The organism is Filibacter tadaridae (assembly GCF_900609045.1).
Classification (GTDB): domain Bacteria; phylum Bacillota; class Bacilli; order Bacillales_A; family Planococcaceae; genus Sporosarcina; species Sporosarcina tadaridae.
The window spans coordinates 1-21283 of sequence record NZ_UXAV01000042.1 but is presented as its reverse complement, the minus strand read 5'-3'; the positions used below and the strand labels follow the sequence as shown (position 1 = coordinate 21283).

Here is a 21283-nt window from a genome sequence, read left to right as displayed (position 1 = left end):
AATTGGCTGGTTTTCCTATCTATATAAGTCGAATTATTGAATCCGGTGTATTAACTGAGCGAAGGCGCCTTAACAGGGGTAGCCGAAGCCATAAGACTGACGACGAAGTTGTCTGGTTTATGGCGGGAGGCATCCCCTAGCGCCGTAGCCGTTTAATGGAATTCTTTATTTCAACATATACGATTATTGCAATGGAAGGTACTTAAAGTCTATTTGGTGTTTTTCTTTTTAGCGATTTCTTCTAATTTACTTTTTGGTTCTTCAGCGAATTCCGTATCTTGGTTCCCTTGAGGGGTTACGCTAGTGGCTTTCTTTCCCTTATCGTTATTTCTATCGCTTCTTTTGCTTTTCGCCATTTCTTTCACCTCCACTTGGACAACCTACAATTTTTCAGTTCCATATGTAGTATGCCCAAAAGGAACAGTTACACTCCTTGGATTTTGGCGTTTAATCATACTTCTTAGTTCCAAACCTCGTCATCAATGTCATTATCCCAAAAGCCTAGGCTACTCTCACTAGCCTTTGTTAAATCCTGCGAGACACTTTTATCTCTTTTAGCTTTCAAATATTCTGCAAAGTCTAGAATCTTATCCACTTCCTGGTCAGGAATTTCATCAATTATTTTAAGTAAACGCTCCCTAGCTGTATTCATGTGAATAATCACCTCTTCCAGGAATGTTTTATTTTATTATACCACTTGGCATTATGACAAACTATATATTTAGAACCAAGTTTTTCTGGACACGCGCCCGTTAACGGAACATATTGTTCACACTTTTAACTGACTTACCTGTTAAAGAATATATAGTGTTTGTATCTTCGACATCCATTATTGTTCCATGGTCTTGACTTAACCAAAGGAAAAATGATTTTCCACCCAATTCTACTTTATACTGCGGGTCTGCCATATCCACTGCACCTGGTTGCTTTTTAGCACTGCTAAAAGCTTTTTTAAATTGCTTAATCGCCTTTTTATCTGTAAAGGTGACTAAGGAATCCTCTCTAACTTCAGAAAAGCTTTCCATCTCATAGACATTTACTTCAACCTCTTTAATTCCTTTGCTACAACCGCTTAGGGATGAAATAAATGCAAAGAGCAAAATGGATATAGTTAAATATTTATTCATGGATTCACCCCTCATTAAAGTTAGTCGTTACCTCTTACAAAAAGTTTCATACGCATTCAACAAAATGGTCCGATTGCGCAATATTAAAAACAACGTCAGTTTCTGTGTTTTTGTATCGGTATGAACTCAACTTCATTCTTAACAAAATTCTTAAACATGTGTATGCTCCACATAATTGTGGTAAACTAAGCATATACTAAAAAAGACTGAGTGCGTCAACACCCAGTCAGTGCAGCTGACATCCGCTTAAAGTGCGGTTGGCCAGTAATCAAAGAGTTTTTACGAAAGGTAACTACCCTGCTTACATTGCCGTTAGCGGAGGGTAGTTACTTTTTTCTGTTGATGAATAGAGCAATCATCGCTACAATGGCAGTTGCCGTTGCTGCGAGGAACATTCCAAATTGGAATAACATGTTCATTGCGTCGTATGTCACCATGTAAACACCCCCTTTCTCAAGGGAGTGCCAACCGCCCATCCGCTTTATGTAGCTGCTTACACTATTCTATCCTTTATTAGATAGAAAAGAAAGACACCCTGCAAAGAGGTGAAATCAAACACGAAATTCTTCTTTCACAATCGCGCCCTTATCTGGAATAGTATTAACAACCGTTGATTTGCGTTCCAGCTGGACGCTTTCCTGGGGGCGTGCGGTGAGCCTCCTCGGTCCGCTTCGCTCCCCTGTGGGGTCTCTCACCTGTCACGCTGATCCCCAAGGAGTCGCCGGCTTCCACTCCAATCAACTAAGTGAGTGCCTTTTCACAATTGCGCCCGTTTATGAAAAGTGGGCGCTGATCTTTCTTTAAGAAAAGCCGCCGTTTGCAGTGAAAATATATATTTCCAGCTATAATTTCCGTTTAATCCATTCATTTATTTTCCAGGAGATTATCTCTGGTGCATCCCGATAAATATCGTGGCTTGTGTTTGGAATTGCTTGTACCTCAGCTTGAGGAATTTTCTCAACAAAATATTCAATTGCTGTTCTACGGTCATCCTCTACTTCTGTGGGAAGCGTACTACGCATTAACAACACTGGGGACAGTACCTTAGGGAACATAATTGCTGTCTGGTCCTGATAAATTCCTTTAATCACTGCTTTGGCTGTAAAGGGAGATATAGCCAGTCGGATTTCACCGTCAATTTCAGTAACTTGCGCCAATCGGCCCGCTTCAATCTCCTTTGACCATGTTGGAGAATCAACTTTTTCAGATTCAAGAAATGCCTCCCACGAAGGATAGCGAACTTTCTCAGTGAATACATCCACATTTTCAAGTTGTTTTGCCAGGGAATCACCGACAGGATCTTGTTGAAAGTACCCTCCGTCTAATAAGATCAGTCCTTTGACCATTTTTGGATAAAGTCCAGCCAGATATAGTGCAAGGTGTGCACCCCATGAGTGTCCGACAAGAATAACATCAGTTAAACCTAATGACTCAATCAATTTACTTAAGTTTTCTGCAATACTTGTTGGCAAATAATCTTCCTCATTAGGCAAGGGAGCTTTTCCACCATGTCCAGGTAAATCAAAAGCGATAATGTGATAATTACTCATTGTAAGTTTTGCTAGTTCCCCGAAACTCAGTCCTGCAGAACCCATTCCATGCAAAAAAACTAGAGTAGGATTATTTCTATTGCCCCATTCATAGTAACCTGATTCCATGACTTCATCCCCTTTATGGCGCGTTTGTTGAATTGGTTCAACGAGAACCATTTTCAATATATTTTAACATAAATCCCCTTGTTTCCTTCAAAAATCATCAATGGATTTTAGGCGAGCGCCTTTAACGGTAGTTATTATATCCAAACAATTAGCAAGCGTTTTAACATTGTAATTAACAACGGCGCATAAAGTTATGTACTGTCGTTAATCCCCGTACCAATTAGGGTGCTAGTTCCTCAATAAAAAGCACACAGACGCTGATATAACAACAAATATAAGGACGCCAATTCTTATGCGAATTGTGTCCCCAAATACTGTGTTTTTTAATGATTTCTCCCCGTCAACCGAACCCGTTAATTACAAAACTCGGCACTTTTATTGTTTATTTATCATTTATAGGCAATGAGATTCTTTGAACACCATCAACAAGGACAACAGTTGACAGCTCATTAGACACACTCTTATCTAAAGTAAGCACAAAGTTTCTTGGGCTTGCATCAGCAGTACAATTTCCAGACTTCGAGGATAGGTTAACTTCCAACTCGTTTTTTTCCGAATTTGCAAACGTATCGTTAATGTCATAAGAACAACTACTGGATTCAAAAAGGCCTATAAACAAAACATCCTTAGCTTCAGTATCAATATCCACTAGCTCTTCCTTCATCTGAAACTTATTCCACATTTTTCGATAGTCTTTTTTATTTTTAACTCTTTCAACAACATATTTTTCTTGGTCATGCTCGGAGGCCATTTGCTCAAACGACAGTGGCAAACTCTTTTCAGAACTAATTAAACCCGGTTCTAAAATCTCTTTATCTTCCTTTGGATTACACCCTGAAACAGATAATAGTAAAAAAGTAAGTGCGAGTAATCCTAACTTCTTCATAAAATCACTCCATTATTTTTCTTTTTTCAAGACATTTCTTATATAAGGGGTACAGTCAGCATTTATTCTCGTTAGAAGATATCCCATAGTCGAAAAAGGTACCTTACCCCGAAAAATAACAAACGAAAAGGAAGGAACAGTAACTCTGGAATCCAAAATACGACATCCATAAAAAAATCCAAACCAGAATAACGTTCATTATTCTTTTTCCTTTTTATCTTCCTTCGCATCTTCATCAAGACTTCCCCTTTCATTTACTTTTTCATAAAGTACTTGCGTCCCAGCCGTTCGACAAGTGCGGGAGCGACGGCGTGAAGTTTGCTTGTAATCCCCATAATCTTAGGCAAGTTCACTTCCCGGACAGGTTGTTCCATTGTTTTAATGATTGCATCGACAACCGTTTCCACGGTCAGTATATACTTTCCAAGTGATTCTCGGTACTTGCCGGTGTCATCCGCAAGATCGAGGAATGGTGTATCGATTGGTCCAGGGTTGATGGTCGTGACATGGATATTGTGCGGTGAAACTTCCATGCGAAGTGCATCCGTATAGCCAATAAGGGCATGTTTCGTTGCTGCATAGATGGATGCTTTCGGTGTTGCCACTTTCCCCGCTTGTGAACCAAGGTAAATAAGATGGCCACTTTTTCGCTTCATCATTTTCGGTAACAGGCGCTTCGTCAATTGCATGGGTGCGATGACATTGACGGCCATCATTTCGTTGATGATCCTATCCGTAATTTCATGTGCTAATCCGAACGTTCCAATACCCGCTGAAAAAATGACGATATCCGGGGAACCGACTTGTTCAACTAATTTGATGATGTCTTCTGTTTTCGATAAATCAGCTGGGATTGTATGTGCACCGTTGTTTTGCAACTCCCATAAAACATCTGGCGCCCTACCCGTCACCCACACATCCATCTTCTCCCCAAGTAGTCGTTCCGCCAGCGCGTACCCAACTCCACTTGTTGCTCCTGTGATAAGAACGGATTTATGCTTTTTCATAATAAAGAACGCCGCCCGCATCCTGTGTTTCAAGCGCTAACCCTTCATCGATAAGATAATCCGTCTGCCCGATTGTCATCGACAAAGTAAGTCCTAATTCTTTTTCATATACAGCCGGGAATAGTTCACGCGTTAATTCGAAAATCGTCCGCGGTCCCTGTTCCAACATTGCATGCACTTTCATTGCACGGTCATGTTGTTTTGCGAGCCGTTTTTCAATAAGTTCATGCGCATTGTACACTTCATCACCATGCCCTGTATAAATGACGTCAATCGGTAATGTAAGAAGTCGTTTCAATGATTCATTGTATTGCAGTAAAGAACGTGGTCGACCTTGTTCCGGGTCAAGCGGTGGTTCAATAAGTGGATTCGAGGCTACTTTACCAAGCACAAGATCCCCACCAATCATCGTTCGGGTATCTTCATTCCATAAAGAAATGTGGCTTTGCCCATGGCCAAGGGTTTCCAGTACAGACCAACCAGGATGACCGGGTAACGCATCACCTTCTGTAAGTTTTATATCAAGCGGGCCTTCTCCCATTAGTTCTGCTGACCGTTTCATTTTCCCCACCCAGTTGAGGTATTCTTCAGGTACACCTTCTTCAACTAACCGATCATGGTAAAAGGTATCATGGAATTGGAAAAATGACTGATCACGCGTCATCCAAAACTCATTGTAAATATGCCCTAGTGTTCTTGCATTATCGAATGCATCGAACCATCCCAAGTGATCTGGATGATGATGTGTCAAAATAACTTGTTCAATATCATTCATGGAATAACCAGCTGCTTGAATACCGTATTTGAGAGCTTCATATGCTTGTGGAGTTTTCGGTCCTGCATCGACAAGTGATAATGTGTCGCCTTTGATAAGAAAGGTATTGACGTCTCCGACTGCGAAAGGTGTAGGTACTATAATTTTGTGTATCATATGTATGATCTCCTCCGATGAACTGAATGGTTATTCAGTCTATTGTACTCGTATTTAGCGAAAACGTCATCTTTTCTTTCAGTTGAAAGAAAGTTGACTTTTTTCCGACAGCATGTATATAATCACTGTAATTCATGTACGTACAAGCGTTGACGAAGACGAGTAGTTGCGGTGATGGAAAAAAGAGAATGTGGTCACTGGCTGAGAACCACATATCCCTCTCCCGCTTCGAACCTGCTTCTGAGCAGCCATGGAAACACGGCTCGTGCCTTTCGCGTTAAGAAAGAATTTGAGATGTGTTGGTTTAAGAGCCGGCAAATTTAGGTGGTACCGCGGAGACATGCGTTTTCGTCCTTATTAGAGGGACGGAAGCGCATGTTTTTTTTATTTTTAAACCAAAGATGCTATCGCTATTTCTGCGATGAAAGGATGGATGGATATGAAAACAATCGTATTTGTTGGAGCGGGTTCAATGGCCGAAGCGGTTATTGCTGGAGTTTTGGAGCAAGGTGCTGTGAATCCCCAGCAGATTTTTGTGATGAATAAATCGGACGATGAACGTTTGGCCTTTATGAAAAATAAGTATGGTGTATCGATTGTCTGTAATGAAAAGGAAGCGTTGAAAAGAGCGGATCTTGTGATTCTTGCGACGAAGCCAAAAGACATCCACCATGCAATGGCTGATATATCTTGTTACATGGCTGATACAACGGCCGTCTTGTCAGTCATCGCGGGGATTTCAATCCAGACAATCGAAAACGGTCTCGGTGCAAGGCCGATTGCCCGTTCGATGCCAAATACATCTGCTACCATCGGAAAATCGGCGAGTGGCGTCGCCTGGAATGAAGCGGTTAGTGTTGATATGAAAACACTTATCCTGGACCTATTGGCATCCATCGGTATTGTGAAGGAAGTCGAGGAGGATGAATTACATGCTGTAACGGCCCTTTCCGGTAGCGGTCCTGCATATGTCTATTACATGGCGGAGGCGCTGGAAGAGGCAGCAATGGACAAAGGGTTGTCCAAAGGCGTGGCACGTGAACTCATTATCCAAACAATTGAAGGCGCAGCAGCGATGTTAAAGCAAACGGGATTGGAACCTGCGGAACTAAGAAATAATGTGACCAGTCCAGGTGGCACAACCGAAGCGGGACTCCAGGCATTGGAAAAAGGACGGTTTAAAGAAGCCATTAAACAGTGCATCGAAATGGCAGAGGCACGTTCACGTGAGCTTGGCAGACTGTCTTAATCGTTCCTCATTGCTATACTGAGGTAGAAATGTACAAGGGGGTTGGAAAACTTGGCTAAATTATTTGAACCTTATACGATACGCGGTGTCGAATTCAAAAATCGGATCGTCATGTCACCGATGTGTATGTATTCCAGTCATAACAAGGATGGCAAAGTGGAGGATTGGCATAAGACTCATTACGCGACACGCGCCGTCGGACAGGTCGGTTTACTCATCGTTGAAGCGACGGCCGTATTGCCGGAAGGCCGTATTTCCGCGCAAGATCTTGGTATTTGGAGCGATGATCATATCGACGGACTTACGGAAATCGTTAACCTGATGAAACAACACGGTGCAAAAACCGGTATTCAACTAGCACATGCTGGACGTAAAGCGACGATAGACGGAGATATATTCGCACCATCCGCTATTGTTTTTAATGAGAAATATAAAACACCAATCGAAATGTCGGAAGTTGAAATCAAAGAGACGATCCAGGCCTTTAAAAACGGCGCTGTCCGTGCACTAAAAGCCGGCTTTGATGTTATCGAATTGCACGGTGCCCACGGCTATTTGATCAATGAGTTTTTGTCCCCGTTAACAAATAAGCGTACGGATGCCTATGGGGGTTCCGCGGAAAATCGATATCGTTTCTTGCGGGAAATTATCGATGAAGTAAAAGAAGTGTGGAATGGACCTTTATTCGTCCGTATTTCTGCACATGATTACACGGAAGGCGGTATGACGCCAGCTGCTTATGTTGAAATGGCGAAGTGGATGAAAGAACAAGGAGTCGATTTGATCGATGTCAGTTCGGGTGCGAATGTCCCTGCTTCAATCGATGCATTTCCGGGTTATCAAGTTCCCTTTTCAGAAACCATCAAAAGGAGCGCGGACATTGCAACAGGTGCGGTTGGCTTGATTACAACAGGTATCCAGGCTGAGGAAGTTTTAAAAAACGGCCGTGCAGATATGGTGTTTCTTGCGCGTGAACTTTTGCGAAATCCGTACTGGGCCTATACCGCAGCGAAAGAACTTCGAGTCGAAATACCAATGGCGAAACAATACAATCGTGGTTGGACATTCTAATACGCATAGATAGCAAAAAATCCACGCGAACAGTTTGTTCAACGTGGATTTTTGCCTTTTATCACCGACTCAAGAGGGTTTCTCGGCGTTAAGGTTCTTAACCTGCCCATCTATCCACACAAAGCGGGAAAAGTCCTCTGCAATATGAAGCGTAGGGAAAATCGCTTCGCCTTGTTCTTTCAATTTTGCCACATCACTCGGCATGAACCGAGCACTTATATGATTTGCGATTAGTTTCTTCGCACCTGCTTCACTGGCTGTTCGTGCAGCATCTCCAATTGTCGAATGACCATATTCCTTTGCCAAATTATCCGTGTCCATGTCAAACGTCGCTTCATGGACAAGAAGGTCAGCATCCAAAGCTAATTCAACAGCTGCGTTACAATAACTTGTATCACCGAGAATGGTGACCGTAAACCCTTCCTGCGGCTCGCCGGTGACGTCTTTGCTAAAGATGAGACGCCCATCCGGCAAGGTTACATCTGATCCGTCTTTTAACTCTTTCAAAAGAGGCCCTTTCGGAACACCCGCTTCATTTACCTTGTCAATTAATAACTTACCTGGTAGTGGCTTTTGTTCAATCCGATAGCCAAGGCAAGGAATTCCATGTTGCAGATTTTTCGCAATCACTTTAAATTTATCATCTTCAACTATGATACCTTCTCCAACTTCTTGGATAAGGAGTTCGTAATTCAAATGTGTTGTTGTAATACGCAAAGTAGTTTCTAGCCATTCCTTTAATCCGCTAGGCCCATATATTTCGAGTCGCTCATTGCCACCAAGGAACGACCGGGATCCTAGTAAGCCAGGCAAACCGAAAATATGGTCACCGTGCAGATGGGTAATGAAGATTTTAGCGATTTTCCGAGGTTTTAATGGTGTATGTAAAAGTTGATGTTGCGTTGCTTCTCCGCAATCGAATAACCAGTACCCTTCTCCTTCTGCTGATAAATTTAAAATAACAGCGGACGTGTTACGCATTTTGGATGGCATACCGGCGCCTGTGCCTAAAAATTGGAGTTCCATACTGTCTTCCTCCCTTCTACTTGTTACCCCTTTTAATGGAGCCTTCACCGAACTTCTGCCCCAGTTGTGTGAGCAATCCGTCTATTTTATCTTCTTTGGCATGTTTTTCGAAATTATAAATCGATAATTGTTCATGTAATTCATTCATCGGTACGACATTTGTTACGGTGACTCCCAGTAGACGTACAGGTTCATGATCCCAATGTTTCTGGAATAGATCTACGGCTTCCTTATAAATGTCTTGGACTTTATAAATGGGGTTGAGTAATGAACGACTTCGTGTCTGATTGCGCCAGTCTGCTGTACGAATTTGAATCATGACGACAGTTCCTGCAAGTTGGTTTTTATCAAGCCGATCCGCCACTTTGATGGAGAGCCATTTGAAAACTTCCAAGCAAGCATCCAAATCAGTTTCATCGACTGGAAGCGTCGTGGAGCTACCAATACTTTTTCGTTCTTCTGCTGCCTCTGGGTCAACCGGGCGATGATCAACGCCATTTGCCCGCTTCTGTAGACGAAGCCCATTTTTTCCAAGGGTCGCTTTAATCTTCACTTTATCGGCGTTCGCCAAGTCACCCATTGTATAGATACCGAGTGTATGCAACTTTTTCTCAGTGCTTTTACCGATTCCATGCATCTCGATGACAGGCAAAGGCCATAGAAGTGCTTCAACCTGACGCTTCCTCAAAATGGTGATTCCCATCGGTTTTTTCATATCGGATGCAGTTTTTGCAAGGAACTTGTTAGGTGCAATACCGATTGAACAGGGCAAATCCAGTTCTTTTAAAATGCGTTGTTGCATTCCACTTGCGATATTGACTGCATCCGTTAATCCTCCGATTGCAGTAATATCAATATAGGCTTCATCTATTGACACTGGTTCAACTAGCTCGGTATAAGAACGTAAAATCGTAAAGACAGCTGTCGAGGCTATTCGATACTTTTCGAAGTCCGGTGGTACAATAACAAGATCGGGACAAATCCGTCTCGCTTCACCTACTGTCATCGTTGTGTATATTCCGAGCGCTCTCGCCTCATAAGAACAGGTGACTAGAATGCCCCTTCGCTCTTTCGGGTTGCCTGCGACAGCCATTGGAATCCCTTTTAACGAAGGATCATGTGCTTGTTCAACAGAGGCGAAAAAGCTATTCATATCGAGGTGAAGAATGACCTTCGCCCGCGTTTCAGCTGCTGTTCCCATCGCACATGCCCTCCTTCTTATGCCCGTCGCCCCTGCACGGCCGCATTCGCTTTTCTTCATGGCTAGCTCATGCGGCCAGGGGCTCGGGTCATAAGCTGGCACGGTTTTGCGGCAAAGGTCGCCGCTTTACCGCACCCTCTTATGCCCGTCGCCCCTATACGGCCGCATTCGCTTTTCTTTCTGGCTAGCTCATGCGGCCAGGGGCTCGGGTCATAAGCTGGCACGGTTTTGCGGCAAAGGTCGCCGCTTTACCGCACCCTCTTATGCCTGTCGCCCCTACACGGCCGCATTCGCTTTTCTTTCTGGCTAGCTCATGCGGCCAGGGGCTCGGGTCATAAGGTGGTACGGTTTTGCGGCAAAGGTCGCCGCTTTACCGCACCCTCTTATGCCCGTCGCCCCTACACGGCCGCATTCGCTTTTCTTTATTATAATGCAAAGACCGAGCAGTTTAAACTGCCCGGTCCGGTTTCAAGGGTTTTGTGTTAACTGTGCTTCAACGTATTCTTCAATTTCATTCATTCCCGCAAGCGTTCGTGATAAAATTTCAGGGTCAATTACAGTAATCATTCGGTTTTCCAGATTCGCGACCGTTGTGAAGTATTTCGTTTTCGAATAGGCCATTAGACCAGATGAAGTCATCAAGCTCTCCGGGATATCAAGAATTTCTTTCGCATCGAGAACGAGCAATCCAATATAAAGATTCTCAGTTTGCACAACGACAACGCGTGCTTCTGCATGATTTCTTGCACTGTTTCCATATAAAATTTGTTCAAAATCAAGAATCGGAACGAGTTCACCACGAATCCTCATAAGACCAAGCATATACGCTGGAAGATGCGGAATTGGGTTCACATGTTCCAAGAGCTCGATTGAAACGACCGCTTCTACTGGAATGGCATATTCTTCGTTGCCGCACTGAACAACAACTACTTTTAAGTCATTCACTTGTTTACCCCCATTTACTCGGTCGCTGTTACACGAACGATTTCAAGTAATAGTTCTGTCAGCTTATTCAATTCTTCGACTGGCATCCGTTCACTTTTCGTATGAATTTCTTCATAACCGACAGATAATGTCACTGTTGGAATCCCAGCTCCGTTGAAGATGTTGCCGTCACTACCGCCACCACTTGTCAATAGCTCCGGTGCACGCCCAATATTGCGGATTGCTTCCATCGCGGTTTGAACCACTTGTGCTTCTTCGCCAAAACTAAATCCTGGATACATGATTTCTACATCCGTTTCAGCTTGTCCGCCCATCGCATTTGCTGTTTCTTCAAATGTTCTCACCATATGTTGTGTTTGCTCATTTAGTTTCTTAGGATCGATTGAACGGGCTTCTGCCAAAATACGCACTTCATCACAAACGATATTTGTCGCTTGCCCACCTTCAAAACGTCCGATATTCGCTGTTGTATTCGTGTCGATTCGTCCAAGTGACATGGCAGCAATGGATTTAGCAGCAATATTGATAGCTGAAACACCTTTTTCAGGCGCAACGCCCGCATGCGCTGTTTTACCATGGATTGTCGTACACAATTTTGCCTGGTAAGGTGCAGCAGTTACAATGCCGCCAACCTTGCCGTCGCTATCGACTGCATAGCCATATTTTGCTTTGATACATGTCGTGTCCATTTCTTTTGCACCCGCAAGACCACTTTCTTCGCCAGCCGTGATGATGAACTGGATATCGCCATGCGGTTGACCGCTTTCTTTTAAAGACCGTGCCATTTCAAAAAGGGCTGCAATTCCGGCTTTATCGTCCGCACCAAGAATGGTCGTTCCGTCTGAATAAATGTAACCATCTTCCCGAAGTTCCGGTTTAATGGCTTGCGCTGGAACAACTGTGTCCATGTGACAAGTGAAATAGATTGGGTCGATACCATTGGCTGTCCCTTGCATTGTAGCAATTAAATTCCCCGCTCCGTGCCCGCTCCGTGGTGCCGAGTCGTCTTCTACAACTTCAAAGCCGAGTGCTTCCATCTTTTTTGTTAAAATATCTGCAATATTACGTTCGTTCTTTGTTTCCGAATCAATTTGTACGAGTTCTAAAAACTCATCGAGTAGTCTTTGTTTATTCATTAAACCCAGCTCCTTTTATATATGTAGTCCATTGAATCCGTTGTGGCACTAAGGGATGTCTATCCCCCAGGTGCCTTCGATTAGTTTGCATAGCTATTCATGTATTCAACCCTTAAAGTGGGATATTGCCGTGTTTCTTTTTCGGTCTTGTTTCCTGTTTGTTGCGCATCATATCAAGTGCTTGTAATAGTTTGATGCGTGTTTCGCGTGGATCGATGACATCATCCACCATTCCGTGGGAGGCTGCAACGTATGGATTAGCGAATTTTTCACGGTACTCTTCAATTTTATCTGCACGTGTTTGTTCGGGATTTTCACTGTTCGCAATTTCACGTGCAAAAATAATATTTGCCGCGCCTTGTGCACCCATAACAGCGATTTCAGCATTTGGCCATGCATAGACGATATCGGCACCAATTGATTTTGAATTAAGTGCTACATATGCGCCGCCGAATGCTTTTCGAAGAATCACCGTCATTTTCGGCACAGTCGCTTCCGAATAGGCATATAAAATTTTAGCGCCATGACGGATGATGCCGCCGTGTTCTTGTTTAATGCCCGGGAAGAAGCCGGTTACATCTTCAAAGGTGATAAGCGGAATATTGAACGAATCACAGAAACGGATGAAGCGAGCGATTTTATCGGAAGAATCGATATCGAGTCCACCAGCCATCACTTTCGGTTGGTTACAAATCAGACCGACCGATTCACCTTTCATACGCGCTAATCCAACAACTGCGTTGCGCGCGAATTCCGACTGTACTTCCATGAATGAATCCGCATCGACTACTTGTGCGACAACTTTGCGAACGTCATATGGCCGTGTTGTTTCGTATGGCACGACATCTGCTAGATCCGCGCGATAATCATCCGTTTCATCGTATGCTAAGATAGGTGCTTTTTCTTCATTGTTCTGAGGTAGATAGGCAAGCAGTTTCCGTACATCTTCGAGAACCGTTTTTTCATCTTTCCCACGGAAGTGTGCATTTCCACTTATTGAATTATGTACTTTCGATCCACCTAAATTTTCAGATGAAATTTTTTCGCCTGTCACCGTTTCAATTACTTTCGGTCCCGTGATGAACATCTGACTCGTCTCATCCGTCATGAATACAAAATCAGTAATAGCTGGTGAATAAACAGCCCCCCCAGCACAAGGTCCGAGAATAACAGAGATTTGTGGGATGACACCTGAATAGATAGCATTGCGGTAAAAAATTTCACCATAGCCGTCAAGCGACACAACACCTTCTTGGATGCGTGCACCACCCGAATCGTTCAATCCAATAAACGGTGCTCCATTCTTCGCAGCCAAATCCATCACATTCGCGATTTTCATGGCATGCATTTCACCAAGTGCCCCTCCAAAAACTGTGAAGTCTTGAGAAAATAGGTAGATAGGTCTTCCATGAATTTTGCCGTAACCCGTTACGACGCCATCCCCGGGTCCTACTTGCTTATCCATGCCGAAATCACGTGTCCGATGTGAAACGAATGGATTCAACTCAACAAACGTATTGGGATCTAGAAGCAGATCGATTCGTTCCCTTGCAGTCAGTTTCCCTTTTTCATGTTGCTTCTCGATTCGCTCATCTCCACCACCTAGTTCAATGGTTCTCTTTTTGTCATATAATTCGCTTATTTTATCATAAATATCCATTGTTCATTCCCCTTTACTGCTTTTATCACAAAGTTCATACAGAACACCGAATGACGATTTAGGATGAAGGAATGCAACTTTTGCACCACCCGCACCTGGATTGGGTTCATCTTGTAAAAGTTGTACCCCTTTTTCTTGCAGTTCCGCCATTCGTGTCCGAATATCCGTAACACCGAACGCGATATGGTGGACACCTTCCCCGCGTTTAGCAAGAAACTTCGCAATAGCTCCTTCTTCACTAAGTGGTTCCAATAATTCAAGTTTAATATTTCCAGCGTCAATAAACGCGACGCGCACATTTTGGCTTACCACTTCTTCGATGGCTAGAAGTTTCAGTCCAAGTGTATCTATATAGTAGGCTACTGATTTATCGATGCTTCTTACAGCAATTCCAATATGGTCGACTTTTTTCAATATACTCACCCCTATACTCTATTGTACATTCTTCCAGATGAATTCGCTACATCTTGTGAAATCTTCAGATTCTGTTAAAATAGAATCATAACGGTTAAGGAGTTTGGAGCCATGAGTAATAAGAAAGTACAAAAATTTATCGTCTATGTAATGGTTGCAGCGATGGTTGCATCTAGTCTCTTGTTTGGGCTTAGCATGATTATGTAAATATGAAAAAACAGTCCGTGTTGTGCAATTTCGCACTCACGGACTGTTTTTTTTGATTATACTTCTTCGCAGAATTCGTCGAACTGACCTTGTAGGTTTGTCACAACGGACATTGGGTCATGCCCTTCAATTTCATAGCGGCCCAGTTCCGCAACAAGTTTTCCGTCTTTCATAAGCGCAAATGATGGAGAAGATGGTAAATGATCTTCACCGAAAAGCATACGTGCTTGTGCTGTCGCTTCTTTATCTTGTCCTGCAAATACAGTGACTAAGTGATCTGGACGTTTATCGTTATGAATTGCATGTGCTGCCGCCGGACGCGCGATGCCGCCTGCACAACCACAAACAGAGTTCACCATAACAAGTGTTGTGCCTTTACGTGCAAAAGCTGCTTCCACTTCTTTGGGTGTTGAAAGCTGTTCATAGCCGCTAGCTTCCATTTCAGCGCGGGCACGTGTAAGTGTTTCATTCATTAATAAATCAAAGTTCATATTCATCGATGTTCAAACCCCTTTCTAATTTCATTTCCATCATAGCAGTAGAGAGCGTTCCATGCAAAAATTCAATATGAAGAACAAGGTGTAACACTTTATGTGACTACAGGTATATGTATTATTTCAAAACTTTCAATACGGATATCTAATTATCACCTATACAATTAAGACTCTTTCCAACGACGCTCGGCGCTTGGGGATGCCTCCCGCAATAAGCCTGATAGAAACCACTATCAGGCTTATTGCGGGAGGCTACCTCAGTGAGGCGCCTTCGCTGGAGATTACATAAAACCAGAAGTTCAGCAGAGCTACTAATAAAATAGAAAGGAGCTAGTGTACGGTGCCAGTCACTCATACTAACATGAAAGTTCGAACAATCATGTTAGTTGAAAAAATGCAAAGGTTTGAGTGACAAGCGTGAGTAACTGGCACGGTAAATTAAGCGAGCCATTGTTTCCACTTACATTTACTATTACACGGCTTAGTTCAACGTTTTCCGAATCTCCTTTACTTGCTCCAAAGTAAGTCCAGTAATTTCTGCAATTGTTTCAAGTGCCATGTTTTTCAAAATTAATTTCTTCGTGATATCTCTTTTTTCAAATTCTATTCCTTGCTCTATTCCCTGTTCTCTCCCTTGCTCTATTCCTTGCTCTATTCCTTGTTCTATACCTTTCTCCAACTCCAAATCAAAAGCATTCATAATTGTTGGGGAAGCATTTTCTTTATTGTATAGCTCCATTAGCTCCGTCTCCTTTCTAATCATTGGTCGAATTTCTTCAGATAACCGATTTGTATACGCTTCTGGCAATTGTAGCAAGTAATCAATAAAATGAAAAACAGCTTGGACTGCAGTACGTGAGTAATTTTGATTGTGGATAAGTTCACGCATTAGCTTTCTTTTGAAAAGATAGCGTTGGTGTGCTTCATCTTTTGTTTGATGCAGTACTTTTGCTGCTAGGATGATTTTGCTGAAAAGCTTATCCGACCGTTCGAGTTCCTCGTCTGAGTAAGCTTCCGTTTGATAATTTCTATACGAATAATGTAGCTGCGTACCAAAATAATCGTAGGTAAAACGTTCGGGTATATCACTCCGACTCGGGGATGTATGAACAGCGATAGCGACAATTTTCTTTTGATGGCGGTCGTAGATGCGATAGAAATATCGAAACATTCGTTCAGGGAAATCCGTTTCTTTTTTACTTTGCACTTCGATATGGATGAGAATCCATTGCTCTTTTCCATCTTTCAAATGGACTTTTGCCAATCGATCCGCAAATCGCCTCCCTTTTCGCTTATCCACGACTTCCTGAAATAATTCCTTATCTAAAAACTCTGGCTCCTTACAGAAATCGATATGTGTGTGCAATTCTGGTGCAAAAAACAGTAAAAAATCTTCGAACAACTCTCCAATCACTTTTTTCCACAGACCGTCTTGATCCACCAAACTTCCGCCATATTGCGTCTTTTCTTCTCTGACCCATGCCACAACCATTTAATAAAACACCTCCAATTAGGTTTCAGACTATTGTATTAACTATAACACAACACGAACGCACGTTCAATCGTTAGGTATATATCAGTTGAAATTGAGTTGATTTCATAGTGAATGATTTGCAAGATTGAATAGGGTGAAGGCTAGGTATTTTTTGTTATACCAATCCATTAATCTAATTATTTTCCCGATTGTGTGCGCACCTGTGCAATAAAAACCAACCAACAATTTGAGTATAGGATACCTGAGTAACAAACAATCATGACTGTTTAAACTTTCACGATAGTTTCTTGCACGAGGTACTTCAAATCGACTTGCGCGGGTACTGCTCAGTATAAAATGCCAACCTAGCAACGTAAAACGCCAACCTCACAACATAAGCTCGAAACCCCATAACTTACTCCCTGAACCTAGCAACGTTTTCTTCACACCAAAAAAAATTTTCGCCAAAATGTATCCTTCCGCCCCATTCCCCTCTATATAAAGAATAAAAGGGGCTCCTTCCAATGAAAACATACCTAACAGAGCACGCACACTTCACAAACACAAAAGACTTAGACCAAGCAACTCGGCAACATGTATTGGCCCACTGGAACGCTATGAATAAAACTGAGCGGGCTGTCCTCGATATGATTCGCCGTTACTCCGTCAAATACGGTGCCGCTCACTTGAAACACGAAACCATCGAAAAGGCTATCAAGAAATCCAACGCAACCGTCCGACGCGCTATTCGTAAATTAGAAAAGCTCTACATCATCGAACGCATTCACTTTATCCGCCCTGTCATGAGCGGGCTAGGCGCCAACATTTACGTTATTATACCTTTTCATGACCAGTCGAAAATGAACAGCCCAGAAGTGACCGAAAAGACAGCTGACAGTAAGCCGCAACCCGCAATTCCGCAGACTGAAGCCTTTCTTTCTAAATCTATAAATTCTAAAGATCTTAAAAGAACGTCTCCTCCGGAAGTGTTGCCTACAACGCTTTTCGGTAAAATGAAATCCCTTCTTTCTTCAACAATCGGAGAAAGTAAATTGGTAAAGGGTACCTGTGAGACAAACAATCCTGGTTATTCAAACATTCACGAAAGTTTCTTACGGAGGCACCCCGAATTCACGCACGTTTCACATGGCGGATGAATATACTACTATGCAAAGGTATATATGACTAAAGTACTGTAAAGAAATTGGTGTATTAAAACTTTCAATTCTAGTTCATTTGTTCATCGCAAATGAATAGAATCGCTCGGGATCACATTTCTATAAAACTAAAATCTAATCACCCGACGCTTTGCCACCCTGTTTTGAAATTTATGCGAAAAGAGGAGTATATATCAAACTACCCGTGAAGAAATACCTCATTCCAATAGGACTAGCGCTTTTTATCACCCTGGGTGGTACAGCTATAGCCAATGAGAAAAATCCCGCAGACTATATTAAAAACTTGATGGATACCACTGTCATTCCTTTGCTTTCTGATGCCGAAAAATCGATTCAGGCAACTAGCCAAGGCTACGAAAACGAACTCTCCGCTTTGGTAAAAGATGCTCATTTTCAGGTTTCACGTGAATTAACATCCTGGAACGAGTCTGAATTGAAGAGAGTAAATAACGAGTTAAGCGCTTATTATGCGTTGCAGCTCGCTGTGATTGAAGATGCAACCGAGAAAGAAATCCGTGCTGGAAAGTTGAAAATCACAGAGCAACTCAACGCCTACATGGCTAAAGAGAAGGCAAAAATAGATGCCGCACTAAACGCAACCACCGGTGAAATTAAAGGAGTTGACAGCAAAAAACCTATCCACATCGAACCTCCTGTTGAAGAAGTTGAAATTGAAGATGGAACTGATGGTGAGTTTGTTCAAGATGGTAGTGAATTAATGGAAAGTGAAGAACCCGATACGAGTCCAATTATAGAAACAAGTGAGAGGGACGAATAACAGGTTGCCCAGGAGACAATGTGCCATCTCCCTTAAATTTAAATGAAAAGAGGAAACATGTATGAAACTAGTTAAAGGTGTAAAAGGTAAAGTAATAGCTGGGATTCTAGTGGTTGCTTTAGTCGCAGGAGGTATCGGTGCTGCTGCAAATAATGCTACTTTTACGGAATTTATTAGCAGTGCGGCCACCTCGTTATTTGTAAAAGTTGCTGGGTGGGCAGGATTTGAGGTACAAGAGAATTCAAAAGGTAAAATAACGCTAATCGAGAAAAAAGTCAAAGAAGAGTTTGACGCTGCCCAGGAAAAGGTACAAAAGCATCTAGAAAAAAGTGTAAGTAAAGGTAATGCAGAAATAGATAAGGAATATGGAAAGTTAGTGAAGGAAATTGAAAAGTCCATTAAGAATGAAACCGCTGAGGCTGAAAGACTTATTACTGAGAACGTAGAACATGAAGTGAATGTAGGTAAGAAAAACTTACAAACGGCAGCCCAGAAGAAAGCCCAGGAGTTAATTAATACAGCTAATCAACAACTTCCGGATCCAGGTTATGTAAAATCACCGCTTCTTACAAATACTGTTCCTAAATAAACACCAGTATGATGGCGAAAAGTATCATGATAAGATTGAATGATAGGGTGGTAATAAAGTTAAAAAGAAAATCAGCCATTTAAGTAGATGGCTGATTTTCTTTTTTCTTTAAATTTTCAGTACGCTGTGTCATGGACAATCATGATTGTTTAAACTTTCACGATAGTTTCTTGTACGGGTACCTGACACTAACACACTTCTAGTAATTATGAGGGCACCTTTACAGGGGTAGCCGAGCTCAAAACGCTGAACGGACTAAGTACATAGGGTAAACTCGCATTGTCAATTTGTGTTGGTTTGAAAATACGGATATCTGTATGATCCATCTCCGCTCCATTTTCTTTGAATACGCAAAAAGCAGTATTCCTCCTCATTCCAAAGGAAGTATACTGCTTTTGTACCTATAGAATGTCATGACAGGTGATAGTCACTCACACGGTGTCAACCAACTAAAGCAACATTCGCAAAAATTGTTCGTAATTCACGCCTGCCTCGCGCGGAACCTGCTCCCTTGACGTAGCTTCAATCGCAGCGGCTAAGAACGCCTCCGCAAGCTTCATGGACTCCACTAAATCCTGTCCGCGCATCATACCACCCATAATGACTGATGCAAACAAATCACCCGTTCCCGAATAGCTCTCGCCGTTAAAATCTCGTAAACGATAATAGGAATGATTTGCATCGACATACATATTGCCTACATAGCGCTTGTTCCCATCTGCTGGCGGCGGATTCAAACCAGTAATTATGACATTTGCCCCTGTTACATGCTGGAGCTGATGGCCCGCCTCCTCCAACACCTGAATATAATCCGAATCATTTTGATAGCTCTGTAGCTTCTCATACGACAACCCTGTAAGCAAGCAACACTCTGTAACATTTGGTGTAACAATGTCTGCGCACTTCACTAAATCCTTCATACGATCAAGCAACCCGCCTGTAAACATTTTGTATACCTCGCCCGTATCGCCCATTACTGGATCGACAAGTAGCTTCGTTTCATTCGAATGAAACACGTCTAAAAACTGAAATAGGTTATCAATTTGCTCTTTTCCTGTCACAAAGCCTGTATGAATGCCATCAAAGGTCGCACCAAGCTTTTTCCATTCCTCCACAAAATAGTCCATTTTTGACGTTAAATCCTCACAATAAAAGCTTGGATACCCAGTCTGCGCCGTTAAAATCGCGGTTGGCAATGGCACTGCCTGAACACCCATCACTGATAGCACAGGTATTGCAGCCGTTAACGAGCACTTCCCAAAGGATGACATATCTTGAATGACAGCTACTTTTTTAATGCTATTCGCCACCTAACTAATCCTACTTTTATTCTCTTCATCGTATCATAATAAGGAAGAGGCGAAAATGCATCAATTAATATAGATTGAAATGAACTATTATTGTACAGACAAAACAAACTGACCCTTTACATTTTAATGAAATTGACACTTTAACACTAGTCAGCCCTTTGCTAAAGTTAAAGCATTCAAAATACTTATTGAAGTGAGGGAGATGCAGGTGCAATATATACAAAATCAAACCTATACAAAAGCACGAACGAAAACATTTGATTTAGTGATTACATCAATTTTAGCGGCACTTATTTTCATCTCAACCGTGTTTATTAATATCAAGCTTCCCATTGGGCAAGGAGGCCTCATTCATTTAGGGACAGCGATGCTTTTCATCACAGCAATTTTATTCGGCCCTAAAAAGGGAGCACTTGCCGGAGCAATCGGAATGGGCTTGTTCGATATACTAGGTGGCTGGTTAATTTGGGCACCAACGACAATTATATCCCGCGCATTACAAGGTCTGATTGTCGGGAAAATAGCCTGGTCTAAGGGTCATAAAGGCGACAGTATTGGGTTAAACATTTTGGGAGCAGTTGCTTCAATGCCCGTGATGATTGCGGTATACTATATTGGACAAGCGATTATGTTCAAAAGCTGGATCGTTCCTATAGCATCAATTCCTGGAGATATCATCCAAAACGTTGTGGGTTTACTTGTCGCGATTCCAGTATGTATCGCGCTGAAAAAAACATCTTACTTTAAAAAGAATTATTAATACGTACAACAGAAACACGCCATCTTGCTGTTTTGCTTACAGCATGGATGGCGTGTTTCGATTGTACGGTGCCAGTCACTCATTGTTACTGACGTAAGAATCTGACCGGAAATTAACGTTTTCCTTTGTCCAGTGATTGCTTGAATTTCTGTCCATGCATATTTAAAAGAAAAGAGAACTTA

24 protein-coding genes are annotated in these 21283 nt (G+C 42.4%); 7 read left to right on the top strand and 17 right to left on the bottom strand.

Features of this window, described 5'->3' with window-relative positions; translation table 11 throughout:
* Window positions 1-209 precede the first annotated feature (209 nt).
* The 8 genes from FILTAD_RS09440 to FILTAD_RS09405 form a co-directional block, all read right to left on the bottom strand.
* Window positions 210-356: a small, acid-soluble spore protein L gene (locus FILTAD_RS09440; protein ID WP_124070448.1), complete on the bottom strand. Its 147-nt coding sequence runs from the start codon at window positions 354-356 to the stop codon at window positions 210-212.
* A 104-nt stretch (window positions 357-460) separates the two neighbouring features.
* Window positions 461-652: a DUF2281 domain-containing protein gene (locus tag FILTAD_RS09435; RefSeq protein WP_124070446.1), complete on the bottom strand. Its 192-nt coding sequence runs from the start codon at window positions 650-652 to the stop codon at window positions 461-463.
* A gap of 100 nt (window positions 653-752) precedes the next feature.
* On the bottom strand, window positions 753-1127 hold the full coding sequence (locus FILTAD_RS09430) for a YhfM domain-containing protein (RefSeq protein ID WP_124070444.1): 375 nt from the start codon (window positions 1125-1127) through the stop codon (window positions 753-755).
* Between the two features lie 326 nt (window positions 1128-1453).
* The gene (locus FILTAD_RS16100) at window positions 1454-1564 is read right to left on the bottom strand and encodes a putative holin-like toxin (protein WP_238988211.1); all 111 of its coding nucleotides are present in this window, start codon (window positions 1562-1564) and stop codon (window positions 1454-1456) included.
* 405 nt (window positions 1565-1969) lie between these two features.
* Entirely contained in the window at window positions 1970-2785 is an 816-nt protein-coding gene (locus FILTAD_RS09425; protein WP_160117596.1) for an alpha/beta fold hydrolase, read from the bottom strand.
* Window positions 2786-3167: 382 nt separating this feature from the next.
* Window positions 3168-3671: a hypothetical protein gene (locus FILTAD_RS09420; RefSeq protein WP_124070440.1), complete on the bottom strand. Its 504-nt coding sequence runs from the start codon at window positions 3669-3671 to the stop codon at window positions 3168-3170.
* Between the two features lie 254 nt (window positions 3672-3925).
* Entirely contained in the window at window positions 3926-4678 is a 753-nt protein-coding gene (locus FILTAD_RS09410; protein WP_124070436.1) for an SDR family NAD(P)-dependent oxidoreductase, read from the bottom strand.
* Window positions 4665-5609: an MBL fold metallo-hydrolase gene (locus FILTAD_RS09405; protein ID WP_124070434.1), complete on the bottom strand. Its 945-nt coding sequence runs from the start codon at window positions 5607-5609 to the stop codon at window positions 4665-4667. Before FILTAD_RS09405 ends, FILTAD_RS09410 begins: the two co-directional genes overlap by 14 nt.
* A 439-nt stretch (window positions 5610-6048) precedes the next feature.
* On the opposite strand from FILTAD_RS09405, the gene proC reads away from it, so the two are divergent.
* On the top strand, window positions 6049-6858 hold the full coding sequence (gene proC, locus FILTAD_RS09400) for a pyrroline-5-carboxylate reductase (protein ID WP_124071154.1): 810 nt from the start codon (window positions 6049-6051) through the stop codon (window positions 6856-6858).
* 51 nt (window positions 6859-6909) lie between these two features.
* A complete protein-coding gene (gene namA / locus FILTAD_RS09395; RefSeq protein ID WP_415579164.1) occupies window positions 6910-7929 on the top strand; it encodes an NADPH dehydrogenase NamA in 1020 nt (339 codons plus the stop codon).
* A gap of 69 nt (window positions 7930-7998) precedes the next feature.
* On the opposite strand, the gene rnz is transcribed toward namA, so the two are convergent.
* From rnz to mce, 6 genes are all read right to left on the bottom strand, one after another.
* On the bottom strand, window positions 7999-8955 hold the full coding sequence (rnz, locus tag FILTAD_RS09390) for a ribonuclease Z (RefSeq protein WP_124070430.1): 957 nt from the start codon (window positions 8953-8955) through the stop codon (window positions 7999-8001).
* Window positions 8956-8971: 16 nt separating this feature from the next.
* Window positions 8972-10156: a DNA polymerase IV gene (locus tag FILTAD_RS09385; protein WP_124070428.1), complete on the bottom strand. Its 1185-nt coding sequence runs from the start codon at window positions 10154-10156 to the stop codon at window positions 8972-8974.
* A 468-nt stretch (window positions 10157-10624) separates the two neighbouring features.
* Window positions 10625-11101, bottom strand: coding sequence for a chemotaxis protein CheW (locus FILTAD_RS09380; protein ID WP_124070426.1), 477 nt, complete (start codon window positions 11099-11101; stop codon window positions 10625-10627).
* Between the two features lie 14 nt (window positions 11102-11115).
* A complete protein-coding gene (locus FILTAD_RS09375) occupies window positions 11116-12237 on the bottom strand; it encodes a M20/M25/M40 family metallo-hydrolase (RefSeq protein WP_124070424.1) in 1122 nt (373 codons plus the stop codon).
* A 112-nt stretch (window positions 12238-12349) separates the two neighbouring features.
* Window positions 12350-13897 (bottom strand): acyl-CoA carboxylase subunit beta, encoded by a 1548-nt coding sequence (locus tag FILTAD_RS09370; RefSeq protein WP_124070422.1) that lies wholly within the window; start codon window positions 13895-13897, stop codon window positions 12350-12352.
* Between the two features lie 3 nt (window positions 13898-13900).
* Entirely contained in the window at window positions 13901-14311 is a 411-nt protein-coding gene (gene mce, locus FILTAD_RS09365) for a methylmalonyl-CoA epimerase (RefSeq protein ID WP_124070420.1), read from the bottom strand.
* A gap of 111 nt (window positions 14312-14422) precedes the next feature.
* Between mce and prli42 the strand changes: the two genes are divergently transcribed.
* A complete protein-coding gene (gene prli42 / locus FILTAD_RS15825) occupies window positions 14423-14518 on the top strand; it encodes a stressosome-associated protein Prli42 (RefSeq protein ID WP_160117595.1) in 96 nt (31 codons plus the stop codon).
* A gap of 56 nt (window positions 14519-14574) precedes the next feature.
* Here prli42 and FILTAD_RS09360 read toward each other — a convergent pair whose 3' ends face one another.
* Together FILTAD_RS09360 and FILTAD_RS09355 are read right to left on the bottom strand one after the other, a co-directional pair.
* Window positions 14575-15015: a BrxA/BrxB family bacilliredoxin gene (locus FILTAD_RS09360; RefSeq protein ID WP_124070418.1), complete on the bottom strand. Its 441-nt coding sequence runs from the start codon at window positions 15013-15015 to the stop codon at window positions 14575-14577.
* A gap of 478 nt (window positions 15016-15493) precedes the next feature.
* On the bottom strand, window positions 15494-16504 hold the full coding sequence (locus FILTAD_RS09355; RefSeq protein WP_124070416.1) for an Rpn family recombination-promoting nuclease/putative transposase: 1011 nt from the start codon (window positions 16502-16504) through the stop codon (window positions 15494-15496).
* Between the two features lie 506 nt (window positions 16505-17010).
* On the opposite strand from FILTAD_RS09355, the gene FILTAD_RS09350 reads away from it, so the two are divergent.
* From FILTAD_RS09350 to FILTAD_RS09340, 3 genes are all read left to right on the top strand, one after another.
* Complete coding sequence (locus FILTAD_RS09350; RefSeq protein ID WP_124070414.1) at window positions 17011-17643, top strand: helix-turn-helix domain-containing protein; 633 nt, start codon at window positions 17011-17013, stop codon at window positions 17641-17643.
* A gap of 205 nt (window positions 17644-17848) precedes the next feature.
* Entirely contained in the window at window positions 17849-18442 is a 594-nt protein-coding gene (locus FILTAD_RS09345) for a hypothetical protein (RefSeq protein WP_124070412.1), read from the top strand.
* A 61-nt stretch (window positions 18443-18503) separates the two neighbouring features.
* On the top strand, window positions 18504-19031 hold the full coding sequence (locus FILTAD_RS09340; protein ID WP_124070410.1) for a hypothetical protein: 528 nt from the start codon (window positions 18504-18506) through the stop codon (window positions 19029-19031).
* Between the two features lie 449 nt (window positions 19032-19480).
* Here FILTAD_RS09340 and FILTAD_RS09335 read toward each other — a convergent pair whose 3' ends face one another.
* Window positions 19481-20329: a pyridoxamine kinase gene (locus FILTAD_RS09335; protein WP_124071153.1), complete on the bottom strand. Its 849-nt coding sequence runs from the start codon at window positions 20327-20329 to the stop codon at window positions 19481-19483.
* Between the two features lie 220 nt (window positions 20330-20549).
* On the opposite strand from FILTAD_RS09335, the gene FILTAD_RS09330 reads away from it, so the two are divergent.
* Complete coding sequence (locus FILTAD_RS09330; RefSeq protein ID WP_124070408.1) at window positions 20550-21101, top strand: ECF transporter S component; 552 nt, start codon at window positions 20550-20552, stop codon at window positions 21099-21101.
* Window positions 21102-21283: the final 182 nt, after the last annotated feature.

Coding starts and splice junctions, on each gene's coding strand:
- FILTAD_RS09440 (WP_124070448.1), bottom strand. CDS start 356: ATGGCGAAAAGCAAAAGAAGCGATAGAAATAACGATAAGGGAAAGAAA.
- FILTAD_RS09435 (WP_124070446.1), bottom strand. CDS start 652: ATGAATACAGCTAGGGAGCGTTTACTTAAAATAATTGATGAAATTCCT.
- FILTAD_RS09430 (WP_124070444.1), bottom strand. CDS start 1,127: ATGAATAAATATTTAACTATATCCATTTTGCTCTTTGCATTTATTTCA.
- FILTAD_RS16100 (WP_238988211.1), bottom strand. CDS start 1,564: ATGGTGACATACGACGCAATGAACATGTTATTCCAATTTGGAATGTTC.
- FILTAD_RS09425 (WP_160117596.1), bottom strand. CDS start 2,785: ATGGAATCAGGTTACTATGAATGGGGCAATAGAAATAATCCTACTCTA.
- FILTAD_RS09420 (WP_124070440.1), bottom strand. CDS start 3,671: ATGAAGAAGTTAGGATTACTCGCACTTACTTTTTTACTATTATCTGTT.
- FILTAD_RS09410 (WP_124070436.1), bottom strand. CDS start 4,678: ATGAAAAAGCATAAATCCGTTCTTATCACAGGAGCAACAAGTGGAGTT.
- FILTAD_RS09405 (WP_124070434.1), bottom strand. CDS start 5,609: ATGATACACAAAATTATAGTACCTACACCTTTCGCAGTCGGAGACGTC.
- proC (WP_124071154.1), top strand. CDS start 6,049: ATGAAAACAATCGTATTTGTTGGAGCGGGTTCAATGGCCGAAGCGGTT.
- rnz (WP_124070430.1), bottom strand. CDS start 8,955: ATGGAACTCCAATTTTTAGGCACAGGCGCCGGTATGCCATCCAAAATG.
- FILTAD_RS09385 (WP_124070428.1), bottom strand. CDS start 10,156: ATGGGAACAGCAGCTGAAACGCGGGCGAAGGTCATTCTTCACCTCGAT.
- FILTAD_RS09375 (WP_124070424.1), bottom strand. CDS start 12,237: ATGAATAAACAAAGACTACTCGATGAGTTTTTAGAACTCGTACAAATT.
- FILTAD_RS09370 (WP_124070422.1), bottom strand. CDS start 13,897: ATGGATATTTATGATAAAATAAGCGAATTATATGACAAAAAGAGAACC.
- prli42 (WP_160117595.1), top strand. CDS start 14,423: ATGAGTAATAAGAAAGTACAAAAATTTATCGTCTATGTAATGGTTGCA.
- FILTAD_RS09360 (WP_124070418.1), bottom strand. CDS start 15,015: ATGAATATGAACTTTGATTTATTAATGAATGAAACACTTACACGTGCC.
- FILTAD_RS09355 (WP_124070416.1), bottom strand. CDS start 16,504: ATGGTTGTGGCATGGGTCAGAGAAGAAAAGACGCAATATGGCGGAAGT.
- FILTAD_RS09350 (WP_124070414.1), top strand. CDS start 17,011: ATGAAAACATACCTAACAGAGCACGCACACTTCACAAACACAAAAGAC.
- FILTAD_RS09340 (WP_124070410.1), top strand. CDS start 18,504: ATGAAACTAGTTAAAGGTGTAAAAGGTAAAGTAATAGCTGGGATTCTA.